Origin of the sequence: Paenibacillus sp. HGF5 (genome assembly GCF_000204455.1) — a bacterium.
Lineage (GTDB): Bacteria > Bacillota > Bacilli > Paenibacillales > Paenibacillaceae > Paenibacillus_AQ > Paenibacillus_AQ lautus_A.
On record NZ_AEXS01000074.1, the window covers coordinates 1 to 18,384 of the forward strand.

Sequence of the window (18,384 nt, forward strand, 5' to 3'; positions counted from 1 at the left end):
AAAAACCACTGTCGATGTAATCGATGGTGGTTTTTATTTGTTTATGGGACTTTTGATGCTTTGCCGTGTTAAGAGATCCAACGCTATAAATAGCACTAAACGTAAGTGCCGGCGGCTTTTCTGTTATATAACATGATCTTAAAATTGACGTAAACAGATGAAGATTTTGTTACCGATACCACGCCGAAAATCAGTATAATAGAATTAGGCATAATCGGGTAAGTGTTTACCGATTTACGCAGGCTATAGGAATGAAGGCCTGATTGGAAGGTTCTCCATTAACCAACCAACTATGAATACTCATCTGGAGACCGGTTATTGTGGGGGAAGGAGGACAATGACATGTTGCGTAAAAGTGGTCTGCATGTGGCAGGAATGATCTGTGCGGGTACGATACTGTTAATCGGATCCGGATGCGGGGCATCCACGGAACCAAGCTGGAAATCCTTTGACGGGGCAGCGAATGTGAAATCATTCCCGGTTCCGAAGGAAGCGAATAAAACGGAGCAGACAACAGGCAATAGTGACTTGGATTATGTACGCTATGCGCTTCCAGGCTTGAAGGAAGACGACAGTATTCCTGAGCCTTACTTGGATGAAATCGAGTCCTGGGGATGGAAGCAGAAGGAAGTTGAAGACAACGGGTCTTCGTTAGTGTTTGAAAAAGGTAAAAGTATCGTCCACCTTTCGGTGCAAGACGATTTTCTCATAATCACGGTTCCTGCTCAGCTTAAGAAACAAGTCATACAAGGATTGGAAAGCAATAAAGCGAATGAATAAAGACCTCTTCCGGCTTCGGAATGAGGTCTTTATTTCATGTATAACGGAATAGGATTGCAACGCTATGTAGTAAATTCAAACACGAAAATTTCCTTGCTTTATTGCTGGTAGTATGAGATATCCTGCTCATTCATTTTTAACATCCCGTCTTTACGCTGACCGCTCAGGCGCAGCATGGTATAACCTCGCGGAAGAAGCAGCCATAGATGCCAGAACACAATCGCAATGGCAAACGGCAGCGATGACCAGAAGGCCATGATAGCGCTTAAGACTATCCCTATCCAACAGGTATAGAACTGCACCAACATGAATACGCGACGGCTGACATGTTGATCCGGGATATAACCAAGCCAAGGCAGCCTCAGCCTGAAGCGCCAGCGCTTCCGATAGCCTGTTCCCAGGAGGACAAGCACGGTATGACCAATAACGTACTGGATCCATAACATAAGCGGAAAAGCGATGAGCATATAGAGCAGAAAGTACGGAGACACCCATAGGGTCCCTGCAGCTGCAGCAAGCCAAGGCAGACTTAAGTAGAGGATGAGCAAGCTTCTGGAAATCTGGATTTTCTTGATTAATCGGTAGTGATAAAAGGTGGCTTGACCGTGTGGATCTGCCATTGGGCTATGCCGTCCCCCTTTAAATAGAAGATAAATTTCGATAGACGAGAAGTTTTAGTCTTTTATGTTTTTATCGGACAAAATCATATTTTTATTAAGCTGAAAAAAAAGGTACAGACACAAGGCCATCAAGGGGTACATATAAATAAAGCGTAGAAAGATATCCTATGAAAAGGTTTAAAATAATAGAAACTGTGTCATACTAATAGGAAAAGGATCAAGGTGGGATGGTTATGGAAGAATTGACCGAACACGTGTGTATCATATGCAATCAGTCGAAGACCGATGGAATCACCATTGTATCGCAATTCGTATGCGAGGAATGTGAATCGGAAATCGTCCATACCAGTGCGGAAGATGCCAAATATCATTTTTTTATCCGTCAATTAAAACAGATTGCGATGCCGAAGAATGCATAGGCGCGGGTACGCGTGTTAAATGGGCCTGAAGTAAGGGCCTTTTTTTGTTTAGAGAGGATTTTCAGGGCATGGAAACGTAGGCGTAGGTTTCAATTTGCGTTAAAATAGGTTAGAGAATGTAATCCGAAGGGATATGTCGATGACTACACATAGAGAGCGTGCCCCACTAACGGAAGCTTTAAGGTTATATCGGGAACGCGGGGCTTCATCTTTTCATGTACCCGGCCATAAGAACGGCAGGGCATACGGGGCAGAAGGTGACGCAGCGGAGATGCTACGAGAGGCGATGCGCATCGATGTGACGGAAATTACCGGAACCGATGATTTATTTCATCCGGAAGGCGTGATTCAGGAAGCGCAGGAGCTGGCTGCCGATTGTTTTGGCGCCGAAGAAAGCTTTTTTCTAGTGGGCGGTAGCACGGCCGGCAATCTTGCGTTGATCCTTACGGTATGCCGTGAGCCGGGCGATCTCGTGCTGGTGCAGCGGAACGTACATAAGTCCGTGTTGAACGGATTAATGCTGGCCGGTGCAAGGGCGGTGTTTCTTCAGCCGGAGCTGGACAAGCAGAGCGGTTTAGCCGTTGCCCCATCAGAAGCTACGCTGACAGCGGCTCTCGAGGCCTTCCCTGAGGCCAAGGGAGTGATCATCACGATGCCGAACTATTACGGGATGGGGAGTGACTTAAGGCCGCTGGCGGAGGCCTGCCATAAGTGCGGAGTGCCGCTGCTGGTGGACGAAGCGCACGGAGCGCATTACGGGCAGCATCCACAGCTGCCGATGAATGCTTTGTCATGCGGCGCGGACGGCGTGGTCCAATCCACGCACAAGATGTTAGCCGCGATGACGATGGGAGCCATGCTGCATGTACAGGGCGGGCTGCTCGACCGGAGCCTGCTGCGCCAGCGGCTGGCGATGGTGCAAAGCTCCAGCCCCTCGTACCCGCTCATGGCTTCGCTGGATCTGGCACGGCGCCTGCTGCACACGCAGGGCGCAGACGCCTTCACGGCTGGCCTGGCTGCCGTGGATGCCTTCCGGCGCGGCCTCGCGAAGCTGCCGCGCTTCGGGCTGCTGCAGCCGCCGCAGCCCGGGGATGGCGCCGCGGGCACAGCCGCCGCGGCGTACACCCGCCAGGACCCGTTCAAGGCGGTCATTTATGACCGCACCGGGGCCCTGAGCGGGTATGCACTCCAGCGCGCATTAGAGGCGCGCGGCTGTGTGCCGGAGATGAGCGACGAGCTGCGCGTCGTCTTATTGTTTACATTGGGATCGACCCGCGAAGATGCGAATCACGTCTTATGGGCTCTTGTGCATATTGTAGAGCAGGGGGAGAAGACGGATGAGACCGGAACGGAACCAGGCACTGCTGCAGAAGGCACGGAATTACTGATCCGGAAATTGCGGGAACAGGGGGATTTCGTGAAGTACGAGCGGCCGGGGATCCACTTGAATGAGGGTTCTTCTCACTTCAATGTCGATGCTAGCTTGTTAACTGAAGAAAGTTCGGTCTCCGATGTTTCCACGTGGAACAATTTGCTGCGACAGGCTCCATATTCAGCTCCAATCTCTTTCTCGCTCAAGCCGATTGACAAGGAGAGATTGGAATCGGTGCCGTTAGCGAAGAGCGCCGGGCGAAAGGCGGCCGAGATGGTTATTCCGTATCCGCCAGGCATTCCGATATTATACCCCGGCGAAGACATAACAGCAGAAATGGAACAAAGGATGCTGGCATTGAGGATGGCCGGGGCCAAGTGTCAGGGAATAACCGATCCCACGCTGCAAACCATCGTCGTTTACAAGGAAAGGTAAAGGATAGAAACCTCCGTTATGCACCGGTACGAAAAACTTGGGGCATATGATCAACAAATAATGAAAGCAGGATACGCTATGAATAATCGCAGACCACTATTTATTACCGTAGAAGGAGGAGACGGATCCGGTAAAACGACCATGATGGGCAGACTCGCCGCGTTTATGCAGAATCATTCGATCCCGTATCTGATTACCCGCGAGCCCGGCGGCATAGAAATCGCCGAGAAGATCCGCTCCATTATTCTGGATCCGGAGCACACCTCGATGGATGCACGCACAGAAGCATTGTTATACGCGGCAGCCCGCCGCCAGCATCTTGTGGAGAAGGTGGAGCCGGCATTAAGGCAGGGATTGACCGTACTATGCGACCGATTCGTGGACAGCAGCCTGGTTTACCAGGGGTATGCGCGCGGATTGGGCATGGAAGAGGTATGGAGCATCAATCAGTTCGCCATTGATACCCGGATGCCGGATCTGACGCTGTTATTCGATATCGAGCCGAGGATCGGCCTGTCACGGATCGCGGCGAATGCGGAACGGGAATGGAATCGACTGGATATGGAGAACCTGACATTTCACGAGAAAGTTAGGGAAGGCTATCTATTGGTAGCAGAGCGTAATCCGGACCGAATTCGCATCGTGGATGCTTCCAAGACGCCCGCGCAGGTCGAAAGGGAAATGAATCGTCACTTGGAAGACGCGATATTAAAGGATTTTTGAGGTTGTTTGTCAAATAAGTAGTGTTAAGGGCATACGATGCCCAAAATAAACAAGGAGGGTTTACCATGAAATTGATTGTTGCGATTGTCCAGGATAAAGATAGCAACCGTCTCTCCGCCGCATTGGTCAAAGCTAACTTTCGGGCGACAAAGCTTGCAAGTACAGGCGGCTTTCTGAAGGCGGGGAACACCACCTTTATGATTGGGGTAGACGATTCACAGGTTGAAAGTGTGCTCAGCGTCATTCGCACAAGCTGTAAGGTCCGCGAACAGCTGGTCACTCCGGTAACCCCTATGAGCGGTACAACCGATTCCTATTTGCCGCTTCCGGTCGAAGTGCAGGTTGGCGGCGCAACGGTATTTGTGCTCCCTGTAGAACGTTTCGAGCATTTCTAAATTCATTCTCTAGATCTGCGATAGATACGTAACGGATGTTTTTATTGGGATATTTGACGGCTGTGTTCTCCTGTATTGAAAGTTTTCTGAACCACTTCTGTATCATAATAAAAATAGTTACCGTAGATCGCTGCAATCGGGAGATGATCTTTCATAAATGGATATTGTAGATGGACTCCGGATCAAGCACCCCGTATTTCGATCATTGTCGGCAAATCGCTTGACAAGATAACCATTTCAAGGTACGTTCACGTGAGGCATAGGTTGTTCGATATGAACGTACCAGATGCCTCCGTTTTATTAAATGCAACAAATTAACGCAATAGGCGGTGGATTCAGGTGAAGATCAATCCGGGCTTTCGGCCCATGAAAAGCGAAATCACGGTGCCGGATGGCAACGCCAGACCGATTCAGAAGCGATCGTTCTCGGATATGATGCAGCAGCAGGGAGAACGTGCGACCCATGAAGAGCTGAGTCGTCAAATGCGTGAAATTGCAATGCAAGGGGATCGTTTGGCCAAAGCGATGACCGTCCGGGAGTTAAAGGCATATAAATTGATGGTTCGCCGCTTCCTGGAAGAAACGGTTCGTCGCGGCGTGAAAATGAAGGAAACGCGAGGCTGGGACCGCCGGGGGCGGGGCAAGCGCTATAACGTAATCGATGAGGTCGATTCGGCGCTGCTCGAGATGGCGGATGAGCTGCTGGATACGGAGCAGGGGCGAATTGATCTGCTGAACAAGGTAGGGGAAATCCGGGGCATGCTGATCAATCTTGTATTCTAGCCGTAACCAGTAAGAAAGTTTACTTGAAATGATGGACTGTTCCGTCATAGAGGATCATGAAGGATTGGTAGAAGGTGAGGACATATGTCTTTTAACGATATCGTAGGTCAAGAGACTGCGAAGCAACTGCTGCAAAATGCCTTGCGCCGTAATGCTGTCAGTCATGCCTATCTGTTTAGCGGCCCGAACGGAGCCGGACAGATGCAGACGGCGCTTACGTTTGCCAAGGCATTGTTTTGTACGGAACTGGATGACGATGCCTGCGGGCAATGTTTGGAATGCCGCAAGGTGGAGCACGGCAACCATCCGGATCTGACGATGGTCGAGCCGGATGGGGCCAGCATCAAGATCGATCAGATCCGCGATCTTCAGCGGATATTCTCTTATCGATCGGAGAACCGGAATCCCAAGGTATATATTATTGACCGCGCGGAGAAGATGACCACGCAGGCAGCCAACAGCCTGCTGAAATTTCTTGAGGAGCCGCAGGCGCCTGCCGTCGCCATCCTGATTGCCGAGAATGGACAAGCCCTTCTGCCCACCATTCAATCACGATCGCAGTTAGTCCCGTTTCGGGCACTCGATCCGCAGATGATGGAAAAGGTCCTTGTCGGCGAGGGCTATCCTGCCGCGCTTGTACGCTGTGCCGTTCATCTGGCGTCCGGGCTTGACGAGTGCAGGAAAATATTGAATGAGAATTGGTTTGCAGAAATTAGAAACGTAGTGTTACAATTAGGGAAGGAGTCTTTGAACCGCAGCGGCTCTGCGATGATCACCGCGAGTCAAAAAGTGTTCAAAACCGAACTCTCCGATCATCTGGACTTATTGTTCAGTATGTTTCATTTATGGTTTAAGGACATGATCCATGTCCAGTATGGAAGGAAAGAGTCCCTCGTTTTCATAGATCAGGCAGAGTATATCTCTGGTCATGCATCAGCCCGCAGCACAGCACAGTGGGTGTCATACATGGATTTGGCCGCAGAGTGTCAGAAGAAGTTACGCTATAATGTCAATGGACAGCTCAGTTTAGAGCAGTTATTGATGGGTTTGGGCGGTAACACTCCGGCGTGAGCACACCCCCAGGCCCGAAGAATGGCCAATATGTACAGGCACAAGGGGGTTTATTTTTGTACAGTGTAGTAGGTGTCCGCTTTAAGAAAGCGGGCAAAATATATTACTTTGATCCGCTCGACCTCCCCGTGGAGAAGGAACAATCCGTAATTGTGGAAACCGCGAGAGGGATCGAGTATGGTCAAGTTGTGATAGGAAAGAAGGAGGTAGGTGAATCGGACGTTGTCCTTCCTCTCAAGAAGGTCATTCGTATCGCTGGTGACTCCGATGCCCGTGTGGTTGAAGAGAACAAACAAGCGGCGAAGGATGCATTCACCACCTGTTTAAATAAAATTCGGGATCACGAGCTGAAAATGAAGCTGGTCGACGTGGAATTTACCTTTGACCGAAACAAAATCATTTTCTACTTCACGGCGGAAGGCCGTGTGGATTTCCGTGAACTGGTTAAGGATCTGGCCAGCATATTCCGAACAAGAATCGAACTTCGCCAGATTGGAGTTCGCGATGAAGCCAAAATGCTCGGCGGTCTTGGACCATGTGGACGTGTACTGTGCTGTTCCTCATGGCTTGGTGATTTTGAGCCGGTATCGATCAAGATGGCAAAGGATCAAAGCCTATCGCTCAATCCGACTAAAATATCCGGGCTATGCGGAAGATTGATGTGCTGCCTAAAGTTTGAGCATGATAATTATGAAAGCGTGAAAGAAGAGCTTCCATCCGCTGGGAAACTGGTCGTTACTTCGCTTGGAGAAGGCAAAGTAGTCGGGCTCAATGCGGATAAGCGGACGGTTCATGTTCAGCTGTTTGAAATTGGAAAGGTCAAGGAACTTCCAATGGATGACGTTGTCATCAAATAGTCCAATAGAATGTTTATTTTCGGGGTGTAGACTTGGAGAAGAAAAACATTTTTGTGCTCATTCAAGAGTTGGAAACACAGATGGGACATATACACAGTGAACTGGGTGGACTTAAGCTGGTCATCAAGGAACTGCTGGAAGAGAACCATCGCCTCAGTCTTGAAAATGAACAGCTCCGGAAAATTTTAAAGAGGGAAGTCAATCCGGCAGAATTGGAAAACCCAGTTGCTTTACAGCCTCAGCCTCATGTGAAGGATGAGGAACATGAAGATGTGGTCGGTGAGGGGTATGATAACCTGGCACGGCTGTATCATGAAGGCTTCCACATTTGCAATGTCTATTATGGGCATCTGCGGACGGAAGGGGATTGCCTGTTCTGCTTGTCTTTTTTGAATAAATAAGAAGCCGTAGGGGAAACTGCCTACGGTTTTTTTCTAGAATCGAAAGGTTATACTGTAAGGATCGCGAGTGAAACATATGGCTGCTTGTCATGCAAGTGTGAAGAGCAGCCTTTTACGTATTTCATATCATCAGGCAAGGGTGGAAAGAGCTATACACCATAGTACCGGGGATATGACGAATTATAGAGATAAAGGGTTGAAACCATGAAATTGAAAGAAGTGTTATTGCACCCATCCGAGCGGATCGATGATCTGCTCACCCATGAGCTCGGCATCATTCAAAGTGAAGAGGTATTCAGCTTCTCCATGGATGCGGTCCTGCTTGCCAGGTTTGCCAGCATACCGCGCAGGGGCCGGATTCTGGATATGTGCACGGGTAATGGGGTGATTCCCATTCTGCTGTCGACACGTACAGGTACGCCGATCGAGGGGATTGAAATTCAGCCCAGACTTGCGGATATGGCCAGACGGAGCGTAGCGATGAATGACCTTCAGGACCAGATCACGATCCATGAAGGCGATCTGCGGGAACTGTACAAGGAAAAGGGATATGGTGCGTATGACCTGATTACGGTCAACCCGCCTTATATGCCGATGAATGGCAGCGACTTGAAGCTGAATGAGCATCAGGCGATTGCGAGGCATGAAATTCACTGTACGCTTGAAGAAGTCATTGAGTCCTGTGCAAGGCTGCTCAAACAAGGCGGGAAGATGAGCATGGTTCACAAGCCTCTGCGGCTGGCGGAGATTATCACCCTGATGAGCAAATACCGGATTGAGCCGAAGGTCATCCGGTTTGTGCATCCGCGCGTGAAGATGGAAGCCAACATGGTCCTGATCGAGGGCATTCGGGACGGAAAGCCCGAGGTTCGGCTGAAGCCACCGCTGATTGTGTATGATGAGCAGGGGAATTACGGACCGGATTTTATGGAAGTTTACTATGGAACACATGAGGATGAGACAAAAGAATGAGAATTCTGGTGCAACAGAGTTATGCCGACCGGGGAGCGGGAAGTCCGGGTTCGCTGTATTTGGTGGCAACGCCGATCGGGAATTTAGAGGATATGACGTACCGCGCCGTACGCATCCTCCAGGAATGCGATATTATCGCGGCAGAGGATACGAGGCAGTCACGCAAGCTGCTGACCCATTTCGAAATTCCGGCTAAACCGCTCTTTAGTTATCACGAGCATAATAAGGCGGCAAGCGGTCCTGAAATCATACGTTATATAATAGAAGGAAAAAATGTGGCACTCGTCAGCGATGCCGGTCTGCCGGCGATTTCAGACCCTGGCAGTGATCTGGTTTCGCATGCGATTGAGGCAGGAATTTCGGTCATTCCGATCCCGGGAGCCAATGCGGCGTTATCCGCCTTAATCGTGTCGGGTTTGCCGACCGAACGGTTTACGTTTATCGGCTTTTTGCCGCGGGAGCGCAAAGATATCGTCCAGCAGCTGCAAGCTTTGCAATCGGCGCAGGGAACGTTGTTATTTTATGAATCTCCGCATCGCGTGAAGAAGACGCTGGAGATCCTGCAGGAGGTACTGGGAAATCGGAAGGTGACCTTGGCACGGGAACTCACCAAGCGCTACGAGGAATTTGTCCGAGGTAGCATTTCCGAATGCCTGGACTGGCTCACGGAGCATCCGCCACTGGGGGAATATTGTTTGGTGGTGGAGGCCGGCAGTGCAGAAGAGGAGCAGAAAGAGAAAAATGCCTGGTGGCAGGAGCTTTCGCTGGAGGAGCATGTGGGGCACTATGAGCGGGAAGGACTAAGCCGCAAGGATGCCATGAAAAAAACCGCGGGTGATCGCGGCGTATCGAAAAGGGACATCTATAACGCACTCCTGACGGAGTCGTGAATATGGCTTGCCTGGCCCAAGGGGGATAAACAAAATAGCCCCACAAAGTGGAGCCTAAGCTTTGATGCTTATTCCAAATACTTTACGGGGACCCCAAAAACATATCAATGGGATTAAAGAATGGATTACGTTTCACTGAAAACTTATAATTCTTTAATCCCAAAAAAAGACCCTCCTGCGGCCGGGTTCATAGCCGAGGAAGGCACCAAGGAGATATGAAAAAGGTTAGAATTAACAAAATGTAATAATGCTATTATATACTAAAAATCTTAATTTGTCACAGGTGTAGGGATTTCCGAGATACATTCATGGCAAACAATTTTACCTTTGAAGTAAGTGACGTTCTCAGCGTTACCACAGAAGATGCAGGCAGGCTCATATTTCTTAAGCATGATGCGTTCGCCGTCTACATAAATCTCCAATGCATCTTTCTCACCAATTCCGAGCGTGCGGCGCAACTCAATTGGAATGACGACCCGTCCAAGCTCATCGACTTTCCTTACAATTCCTGTTGATTTCATCATAACTTATAAATGCCCCTCTCGCCATAATTTAAAAAAGTCATAATTCGACATAGTTCTAGTTTTTATGTTATTTATAGTACCAACGATTCCCAAAACAGTCAACCTATATTTTTGAAAAATCGGAACCTGTTTACGAAAGTATAGTGAACAAAAGCCTTATATAGCAACGGAATTACCATAATCGAACCAATTTTTGCGACGATTTTGGATTTGTCGATTTGGAAAGCGTGATTTTACGTTATTCGACATGGTTCGACATTAGATGTCAAAAGAAGTGTTTAACGGCTAAAACCAAAGCGTGAACGAGAAGGAGTTGAGATGAAATGCATTCACCCATTTCGGAAGAAAAAGTGTTTAAGGACCCCGTCCATAATTACATTCATGTGCAGGACGACATTATATGGCGGTTAATCGATACCCCGGAATTCCAGCGGCTTCGCCGGGTCAGGCAGCTGGGCACTTCTTTCCTGACCTTTCATGGAGCTGAGCACAGCCGATTCTCCCATTCTCTTGGGGTCTATGAAATTACGAGAAGAATCATCTCTCAATTTGAACGGAGAGGGTATTCCGATTGGCCTGCCGAAGAGCGGCAAGTTGCGCTCTGCGCGGCGCTGCTGCATGATGTGGGGCACGGACCTTTTTCCCATTCCATAGAAGAAGCTTTTCATATGAACCACGAGGATTGGACATGCCGGATCCTGCTCGGAGATACTTGCGTCAATCGGGTACTTCAGGAGCTCGGTGCCGATTTTCCCGAGAAGGTCGCCTCCGTTATTAACAAAACCTACGATAAGCCGATTGTCATGAATCTGGTCACTAGTCCGCTGGATGCAGACCGGATGGATTATTTGCTAAGGGATGCTTACTATACGGGAGTCAATTATGGAACGATTGACATCGACCGAATCCTGCGGATGCTGCGGCCGTACCGGGATCGGGTCGTCGTGAAGGAATCGGGCATGCACGCGGTGGAGGATTATCTCATGTCGCGGTATCAGATGTACTGGCAGGTGTATTTTCATCCCGTCACCCGAAGCTCCGAAATCATCCTGCGTCAAATCTTTCGCCGTGCCAAGGAGTTGCATGACCGTGGATATGCTTTCCGGTTCATGATCGAGCCGCTGCCTGCGCTGTTTTCGGGGAATATCGGCGTTCATCAATATTTGCGCCTTGATGAAGCCTTGATTCAAACGGCCTTTCTGCAATGGACGGAAGAGGAGGACCCGCTTCTTAGCGAATTATGCGGCCGTTTCATGCACCGGAAGCTCTACAAATACGTAGAAATCGACAACATCGATCTGGAAACCATCGACGGGATCCGTCAAGCGTTCCGGGCCGTGGGGCTGCATCCGGAATATGACCTGGAGATTGATTTTCCAACGGATCTTCCTTATGATAAGGTTCATTCCGATATGCCGCTTAACGAGAAACAGATTCTCCTTCTCGACCGGCATGACGAGCTGAGGGAAATCTCGGAGGTATCCGATATCGTACGCTCGATCAGCGGCATTCATAAAGGGCGGTATCATCTTTATTATCCGGAGGAGAAGGTGGGCCCGCTCCTGGGTCAAATGCCGGAGAGGATCGCCGACGTTTTCAAAAAACAGCATTAAATCAGGCATAACAGGACAACCGTTAACACCCTTGCATTCAACCAACTAATGGAAAATTGACGACATAGAAACGACAGGAAGGAGAGTGTGGATAGTATGCTGTTCGACACGCACACTCATATGGACGCTCCCCAATTCGACGAAGACCGGGAAGCTGCAATTCAGCGGGCGCTTGAAGCCGGCGTTACGCGGATGATCAATATCGGATTTAACCGGGAGACGATCCCGACCACGATGAAGCTGGCCGAGACTTATGATTTTATATATGCAGCGGTAGGCTGGCATCCTGTAGATGCGATCACCATGGAGGATCAGGACCTGGATTGGATCGCCTCTTTATGCAGTCACGAGAAAGTGGTGGCAATCGGGGAGATCGGCTTGGACTATCATTGGGATACGTCCCCCAAGGAAGTGCAGCACCGTGTGCTTCGGCGCCAGATCGGGCTTGCCCGGGAATTGAACATGCCCATTGTCATTCATAACCGGGATGCGCATGAAGATATCGTTAACATTTTGCGTGAGGAAAAAGCCTCCGAGGTCGGCGGTGTCATGCATTCCTTCTCCGGAAGCTGGGAAACGGCAAAAATGTGCCTGGATATGGGATTCCATATCTCATTTGGGGGGCCGATTACGTTCAAGAATGCGAAGCAGCCCAAAGAGGTTTTGGCAAAGGTTCCGCTTGATCGATTATTGATCGAAACGGACGCGCCTTACCTGACTCCTCATCCCTTCCGCGGGAAACGAAATGAGACCGCATATGTAAAATTGGTGGCGGAGGCGGCGGCCGAAATTAGAGGGTTGTCCTATGAGGAATTGGCCCAAATTACCACCAAAAATGCGCTGGAACGATTTGGTATTTAACGAAAACAAGAGCAAAAGCGATGAAAAAGGGAGCATTTTCGATTAATTAAAGTTTTTTAATCAGAAAAGGCGTTGATATTACAATATTTTAACCTTTTACATGAGAAAATGTGGTTGAATGTTGCTTTACAACCTGCATACAAACAGGATATCATCTTTTCAGTGATAAGAAGCTGCGATGTGCAGATCGCAGCCGAATATTTCATGAACCGTCTCGCTTAATCTCCGAAATTCTGGAGAACGGGGGAACCGATACTGCGGTGCATACTGGTCTGGATGCACGAAGCTGTATTTGATTTCTTTTTCGGGTCTTTGGGGTGAATTTGAAGGATCTCGCCATGAGCGGGCATCCGGATATAGGGCGTCTCTCTTACGTCCGAACCCGACAGCTAACTCCGTAAGCGAAATAAGAGGGGAAATCTCGTGCATACCATTTCCATGATTTCATTCATCAGGAAGCCACGTTAGAGCCTCTAGTACTCTTTCAATGGCTTCTTTTATTTTTGAATAATGGAGACGGGTCCATCATACTCTTGGTAAACAGGAGGTGATGGCAGATGGACGGAAGACGGGAATTGACGCAGGGTGTAGATAGATAGCAGGGCGCCCTGTGAGAAAAATTGCTATAGTCACGTCAAATGCATTCATGCGTTTACCTAGACGGCGGGACTATGAAGGAGGATGGAATAGTGGGCATTTTTCAACCTGAAGAAACCCATGAATCACAATCATCCAGCATGTCTTACGCATTGAGATGGAAGCATGACAATTTGCGTCAACTGATGTTGCTCGGCGCCATGGGTGCCGTTACGGTATCACTTCTCATATCGTTGGTTGTACATGACCAGGCAGGCAAGGAAGTTCAGCTTGTCGTCGACGGCCGGGTCACTACGGTGGAAACACGTGGATCGTTGCTGCAGGAATTGCTGGATGAGCAAGCGATCACGTTGAGTCCCCAAGATCAAATTTCGATGCCCCTGAACGGCGCGATCCGGGACGGAGACCGAATTATTATTGACAGAGCTATTCCAGTCAACGTTACGGTAGGCAGCAAAACCAAAACCATATTTACATCCCAGGATACAGTTGATCATGTACTCAAAGAGGCTGGCGTTACGATCCAGGGTGAAGATATAGTACAACCGTCGCAAGACACGAAGCTGACCAGCAATATGAATATCCATGTCGTTCGCGTCACGAAGCAAAAAGTTAAGGAAACGGAAGACCGCGAATTCCGTGTGATCAAGACGGCCGATCCATCGCTTGAAAAGGGCGATAACCGCGTCATTCAGCGGGGCGAGCCTGGTCTTATGGTGAACCATTACGAGAAGGTCTACCACAATGGCAAGCTGATTTCCAAGACGAAGGTCTCCCAAGAAATTGAACGCAGAACAAAGGATAAAATCATTGCCGTAGGTACGAAAAAAGTGGAGAAGCCTATTATCGTCCAGGCGGCAGCCACCGATGTAAAAGCTACACCGGCTAAATTGTCCGGCACGAAAAAAGTAACGGCCGCCAAGGCTGTGGAGAACAACGTGGTCTCCCGCGCAGGCGTTGATTTTAAATACAAGAAGGTATTGAACAACGTGTCGATGACGGCGTATTCGGCCGAGCAGCAAGGAATCGGTACGCGTACCGCATCCGGCACTCGCGTTACGGAAGGTCGCACCATCGCCGTTGATCCTAACATCATCCCGATCGGGTGGTGGGTCTACATCGAAGGCATTGGCTTCCGCCGTGCTGAAGATACGGGCGGCGCCATCAAAGGCAACAAAATCGATGTCTATTACGATTCGTTGAAATCGGCCATGAATTTCGGCCGGAAGAGCGGTCGCACCGTTTATGTGATCGGTCCGGTTAAACCTGAATTGAACTAGACGCATGAATTCCAATTTACTTTGCCATTCTAATGCTATACTATTTAGCTTATAATATATGATGATCAAGAAGAGGGAATATTTCCTCTTCTTTTGTTTTGTTAAGACCGGAGTAATCAAGGCTAAACGGGTTGAACCTTAACGTTGTACAGGCCTGCTCGGCTTGGGAAGGAAGAGAACGAACGCATGATTAAAGAAGTGATTGTCGTGGAAGGCAGAGACGATACCGTTGCCATTAAACGGGCCGTAGAGGCCGATACGATCGAAACCGGCGGTTCAGCGATCAACAAACAAATCCTGAAGCGCATAGCGCTTGCCCAGGAGCGCAGAGGCGTTATCATATTGACGGACCCTGACCATGCGGGAGAACGAATCCGCAAAATCGTGGATCGGGGCGTACCCGGCTGCAAGCACGCCTTCATCCCGGAAGCGGACGCTACCCGAAAAGGGGATATCGGCGTGGAGAATGCCTCGCCAGAGGCGATACGGCGCGCGCTGGAGCGGGTTCACACGTCTTTTGAGGGTAGAGAGAGCCTGATCAGTTTGGAGGATCTGCTGGAGGCGGGATTATCGGCTCACCCGGAGGCCGCGGCAAGACGGATGGCGATGGGTAATCTGCTGGGCATCGGATACTGCAACAGCAAGCAGTTCCATAAACGATTGGCCATGTTTCAAATATCGCGGGAAGAATTTCTGGCAGCACTTGCACAGCTGGAAGAAGGGGGCATTTAGCCAATGAGTCGGATCGAGGATATATCAACACCAAGACGGACGAAGGAGATCATCTCACGCCATGGATTCTCCTTCAAGAAAAGTCTGGGCCAGAACTTTCTCATCGATCAGAATATTTTGTACAAAATCGTGGAAGCTGCAGGACTTGATGAAGATAAGGGCGCGCTCGAGATCGGGCCTGGCATCGGTGCACTGACGGAGAAGCTGGCGCAGACGGCAGGAACCGTCACCGCAGTCGAAATCGATCAGCGCCTGATTCCCATCTTGAAGGAAGTCCTGGAGCCCTACGGGAACGTGAGGGTTCATCATGGGGATGTGCTGAAGGTGGATCTTCATGAACTGTTCCGTCAGGATTTCGGGGACGTATCGAAGGTAAGCGTGGTTGCCAATCTGCCGTATTACGTGACGACGCCGATTCTCATGAAGCTGCTGGAGGAGAAGCTGCCGCTGGAGAACATCGTGGTGATGATTCAGAAGGAAGTGGCCGAACGGATGGCCGCTGCACCGGGAAGCAAGGATTACGGAAGTCTCAGCATTGCCGTTCAATATTACAGCGAGCCTAAGCTGGTCTGCATCGTGCCGCACACGGTGTTCATTCCGCAGCCGAACGTCGAGTCGGCCGTGATTCGCCTGGCGGTCCGGGAACAGCCTCCCGTTCGCGTGGAAGACGAACGCTTCTTCTTCGAGGTGGTCCAGGCTTCTTTTGCACAGCGACGGAAGACGATTGCCAACAATCTGAAGAGCCGGTTCTTCCCGGGTGAGGGGCGCGAACGGCTGGAGCAGCTGCTGCAGGAAGCAGGAATCGAGCCTTCACGGCGCGGAGAGACGCTTAGCATTGAGGAGTATGCGCGGCTTAGCAACGTGCTGTTCGGCGCCAATATCCGTTGACGCAGCCTTTCGGGAGTCCCTGGAGCTTACGAATGGCCTCCGCGCGATAAATTGGCGCTGAACAAGAACCAATAGTCACAGTAGCCCATACCATAGGGTAGGGGTGATGTTGTGATGAACTTGGGAGACTTGGTCGTTCGTAAATCCTACGGCGGCGATGTAACGTTCCGGGTAGAAGGCATGCGGCAAAATAATAATATCGTCATCAAAGGGACGGAATTCCGGTTACTGGCCGATGCTCCCGTTGATGATTTGGTTACGGTCCCGCATCCCACCTTAAGCGAACGAACAAAGCAGGCGCAGATCAAAGCCAATGAATCGCTGGACCGCCTGCAGAAGCAAAGACAGGAGCAGAGCGAGCGTCAACTGGCCAGCCTGCGGCATATTGAAGGCGGCCAGCTTGCGGATAAAGGATACTTTGACGTGCCGGGCAAGGTGCTGCATTTGGATGGAGATCCCCAATATCTGAAGAAGAGCATGACCTTGTACAACCAGCTTCGGGTCCCAGCGGAAGGCCATTATATCAATGAGTCGGGGATGGCCGATTCATTATATCGTCTTCTTCCGCGGGTAAGACCTGATATCGTTGTGATCACAGGGCATGATGGGGTTCTGAAGAGACGTCAGCCATACGATTTATATAGCCTGGACAGCTATAAGAATTCCCACAACTTCGTCACGGCGATTCAAGTGGCGCGTCAATATGAGCGGAACCTGGATTCCCTGGTCATCGTGGCCGGAGCGTGCCAATCGCATTTTGAGGCGCTGCTGCAGGCTGGGGCCAATTTTGCCAGCTCGCCGGGGCGAATCCTCATCCATGCGCTGGATCCCGTCTACGTCGCCGCTAAAGCGGCCTATACGTCGGTCCGGGATACCGTGAACATCCATGACGTGGTCCATCATACGATCAGCGGCAGCCAGGGCGTAGGCGGAATTGAAACGAGAGGCAGCTACCGGATCGGTCTACCCAAGCTGCAGGATTTGTCCACCTTGAAGGTTACGCCTTCAGTCAGCTAGGCTCCTAATCCGTTCGATCAGAGGTCCCATAACCGCTGGAGAATGGACCAAGAAGAACCCCACTCGCTGGGGTTTTTTATTTTTCCTATCCATTCGTTAAGAAAGTTGTCAAAAAAAATACATAAAGCTTGTCAATTTAGCACATATTAAAGCAAATGAGCGCGAGAATGGCAGGGTCAAAAAAAATACATTGACAATATATTTTTGATGCTGATATAATTAATGTTTTTGAATTGACAAATGATGTGATCTTCGGTATAATGGACAAGGAAAGAGGTGGTCGTCGACAATGGCTAAAAATGCGCTGTTGGAAATCAAACGCAGTCTCGATGCCCATTTAGGGCAAAAAATTACGCTTCGGGCAAACGGTGGCCGTCGGAAGACCGTCGAGCGTACTGGTGTTTTGGAAGAAACGTACCCTTCTGTTTTCATTGTGAAGCTGGACCAAGACCAGCAAACTTTTAAACGTGTGTCTTACAGTTATGCGGATATTTTGACCGAAACCGTGGAGATCATGGTCACCGGTGACGACAACGAGATGCGAATCACCTATATCAAGTCATAACGATACGTCATGAGAGCAGTCTCCGCTTACAGGGAGACTGTTTTTTGTTGCCATCCTTCCGGAGGGATGACAAGGAAGGGTTGAACGCATACTAAAGCTGCGCGAAGCTTATCACAGCCGTTCTATACGCGGTGACGGAGAGTTAAGCATGCGCAGGGCCCATGGAAGGCCGCTGCGTCGCGCGGGATGCTGTTCATGCCATACTCAATACATTTTCCAAGGAGGCGGGATTGATGAGCAGAAGAAGACGAAGCATCATGTCCGATCAATTGAAGACCGAATTGGCTAAAGAATTGGGATTCTACGACACCGTGGAAAAAGAGGGCTGGGGAGGCATTAAGGCCAAGGATGCCGGCAACATGGTAAAACGGGCGATTGAGCTCGCCGAGCGGGCAGCCCGCAAATCCGACCTGTAAGAGTATGGCCGCATGGCAGCAGGGTCTTCCGGTTAAGCGGAAGGCCCTGTTTGTTTCACCTTTAGTTTCCCGACTCGCAGGAACAGCTTACGTTATACGCGTCGATAGGCGTTTTTCTTAAAGCCGGTGCATCGTAAACGTCATCAAACGGTCCCATGACTTCAAAGCCTGAG

Annotated in this window: 21 protein-coding genes and 1 riboswitch; of the genes, 19 read left to right on the top strand and 2 right to left on the bottom strand. The window is 49.9% G+C overall.

Annotation, left to right across the window (positions count from 1 at the left end; translation table 11 throughout):
• The first annotated feature begins 342 nt into the window (after nt 1-342).
• Nucleotides 343-780: a hypothetical protein gene (locus HMPREF9412_RS12450; protein ID WP_009591900.1), complete on the top strand. Its 438-nt coding sequence runs from the start codon at nt 343-345 to the stop codon at nt 778-780.
• Between the two features lie 98 nt (nt 781-878).
• Here the strand turns inward: HMPREF9412_RS12450 and HMPREF9412_RS12455 are convergent, their stop codons facing one another.
• Entirely contained in the window at nt 879-1,400 is a 522-nt protein-coding gene (locus HMPREF9412_RS12455; RefSeq protein ID WP_009591936.1) for a hypothetical protein, read from the bottom strand.
• A gap of 233 nt (nt 1,401-1,633) precedes the next feature.
• Between HMPREF9412_RS12455 and HMPREF9412_RS12460 the strand changes: the two genes are divergently transcribed.
• From HMPREF9412_RS12460 to rsmI, 10 genes are all read left to right on the top strand, one after another.
• Nucleotides 1,634-1,819: a sigma factor G inhibitor Gin gene (locus HMPREF9412_RS12460; protein ID WP_006207397.1), complete on the top strand. Its 186-nt coding sequence runs from the start codon at nt 1,634-1,636 to the stop codon at nt 1,817-1,819.
• 139 nt (nt 1,820-1,958) lie between these two features.
• On the top strand, nt 1,959-3,626 hold the full coding sequence (locus HMPREF9412_RS12465; RefSeq protein ID WP_036672062.1) for an aminotransferase class I/II-fold pyridoxal phosphate-dependent enzyme: 1,668 nt from the start codon (nt 1,959-1,961) through the stop codon (nt 3,624-3,626).
• 78 nt (nt 3,627-3,704) lie between these two features.
• On the top strand, nt 3,705-4,349 hold the full coding sequence (gene tmk, locus HMPREF9412_RS12470; RefSeq protein ID WP_036672076.1) for a dTMP kinase: 645 nt from the start codon (nt 3,705-3,707) through the stop codon (nt 4,347-4,349).
• A gap of 65 nt (nt 4,350-4,414) precedes the next feature.
• Nucleotides 4,415-4,744: a cyclic-di-AMP receptor gene (locus HMPREF9412_RS12475; protein ID WP_006207400.1), complete on the top strand. Its 330-nt coding sequence runs from the start codon at nt 4,415-4,417 to the stop codon at nt 4,742-4,744.
• Between the two features lie 339 nt (nt 4,745-5,083).
• On the top strand, nt 5,084-5,527 hold the full coding sequence (locus tag HMPREF9412_RS12480; RefSeq protein WP_009591907.1) for a YaaR family protein: 444 nt from the start codon (nt 5,084-5,086) through the stop codon (nt 5,525-5,527).
• 84 nt (nt 5,528-5,611) lie between these two features.
• Nucleotides 5,612-6,598 carry a DNA polymerase III subunit delta' gene (gene holB, locus HMPREF9412_RS12485; protein WP_009591937.1) on the top strand — a complete coding sequence of 329 codons (987 nt, stop codon included), beginning with the start codon at nt 5,612-5,614 and terminating at the stop codon, nt 6,596-6,598.
• A gap of 56 nt (nt 6,599-6,654) precedes the next feature.
• A complete protein-coding gene (locus HMPREF9412_RS12490) occupies nt 6,655-7,455 on the top strand; it encodes a PSP1 domain-containing protein (RefSeq protein ID WP_009591910.1) in 801 nt (266 codons plus the stop codon).
• Between the two features lie 32 nt (nt 7,456-7,487).
• The gene (gene yabA, locus HMPREF9412_RS12495) at nt 7,488-7,856 is read left to right on the top strand and encodes a DNA replication initiation control protein YabA (protein ID WP_009591928.1); all 369 of its coding nucleotides are present in this window, start codon (nt 7,488-7,490) and stop codon (nt 7,854-7,856) included.
• Nucleotides 7,857-8,060: 204 nt separating this feature from the next.
• Entirely contained in the window at nt 8,061-8,828 is a 768-nt protein-coding gene (locus tag HMPREF9412_RS12500; RefSeq protein WP_009591948.1) for a tRNA1(Val) (adenine(37)-N6)-methyltransferase, read from the top strand.
• Complete coding sequence (rsmI, locus tag HMPREF9412_RS12505; RefSeq protein ID WP_009591932.1) at nt 8,825-9,718, top strand: 16S rRNA (cytidine(1402)-2'-O)-methyltransferase; 894 nt, start codon at nt 8,825-8,827, stop codon at nt 9,716-9,718. The genes HMPREF9412_RS12500 and rsmI overlap by 4 nt, the downstream gene beginning before the upstream one ends.
• Before the next feature lie 269 nt (nt 9,719-9,987).
• On the opposite strand, the gene HMPREF9412_RS12510 is transcribed toward rsmI, so the two are convergent.
• Entirely contained in the window at nt 9,988-10,242 is a 255-nt protein-coding gene (locus HMPREF9412_RS12510; RefSeq protein WP_006207408.1) for an AbrB/MazE/SpoVT family DNA-binding domain-containing protein, read from the bottom strand.
• 323 nt (nt 10,243-10,565) lie between these two features.
• Here HMPREF9412_RS12510 and HMPREF9412_RS12515 point away from each other — a divergent pair, with 323 nt between their 5' ends.
• The 8 genes from HMPREF9412_RS12515 to HMPREF9412_RS12550 all read left to right on the top strand — a co-directional run bounded on the left by HMPREF9412_RS12515 (nt 10,566) and on the right by HMPREF9412_RS12550 (nt 18,211).
• Complete coding sequence (locus tag HMPREF9412_RS12515; protein WP_009591931.1) at nt 10,566-11,855, top strand: HD domain-containing protein; 1,290 nt, start codon at nt 10,566-10,568, stop codon at nt 11,853-11,855.
• Nucleotides 11,856-11,951: 96 nt separating this feature from the next.
• Complete coding sequence (locus HMPREF9412_RS12520) at nt 11,952-12,716, top strand: TatD family hydrolase (RefSeq protein WP_009591897.1); 765 nt, start codon at nt 11,952-11,954, stop codon at nt 12,714-12,716.
• Between the two features lie 205 nt (nt 12,717-12,921).
• Nucleotides 12,922-13,136, top strand: a riboswitch (cyclic di-AMP (ydaO/yuaA leader).
• A 269-nt stretch (nt 13,137-13,405) separates the two neighbouring features.
• A complete protein-coding gene (locus HMPREF9412_RS12525; protein WP_009591906.1) occupies nt 13,406-14,593 on the top strand; it encodes a 3D domain-containing protein in 1,188 nt (395 codons plus the stop codon).
• Between the two features lie 186 nt (nt 14,594-14,779).
• Complete coding sequence (rnmV, locus tag HMPREF9412_RS12530; RefSeq protein WP_009591902.1) at nt 14,780-15,325, top strand: ribonuclease M5; 546 nt, start codon at nt 14,780-14,782, stop codon at nt 15,323-15,325.
• A gap of 3 nt (nt 15,326-15,328) precedes the next feature.
• A complete protein-coding gene (rsmA, locus tag HMPREF9412_RS12535) occupies nt 15,329-16,213 on the top strand; it encodes a 16S rRNA (adenine(1518)-N(6)/adenine(1519)-N(6))-dimethyltransferase RsmA (protein WP_009591917.1) in 885 nt (294 codons plus the stop codon).
• A 114-nt stretch (nt 16,214-16,327) separates the two neighbouring features.
• Nucleotides 16,328-17,230, top strand: a complete 903-nt coding sequence (yabG, locus tag HMPREF9412_RS12540; RefSeq protein ID WP_009591939.1) for a sporulation peptidase YabG — start codon at nt 16,328-16,330, stop codon at nt 17,228-17,230.
• Nucleotides 17,231-17,519: 289 nt separating this feature from the next.
• Nucleotides 17,520-17,795, top strand: coding sequence for a biofilm formation stimulator Veg (gene veg, locus HMPREF9412_RS12545; RefSeq protein WP_006207415.1), 276 nt, complete (start codon nt 17,520-17,522; stop codon nt 17,793-17,795).
• Between the two features lie 233 nt (nt 17,796-18,028).
• Nucleotides 18,029-18,211: a small, acid-soluble spore protein, alpha/beta type gene (locus tag HMPREF9412_RS12550; RefSeq protein WP_009591920.1), complete on the top strand. Its 183-nt coding sequence runs from the start codon at nt 18,029-18,031 to the stop codon at nt 18,209-18,211.
• The last annotated feature ends 173 nt before the right edge of the window (nt 18,212-18,384 follow it).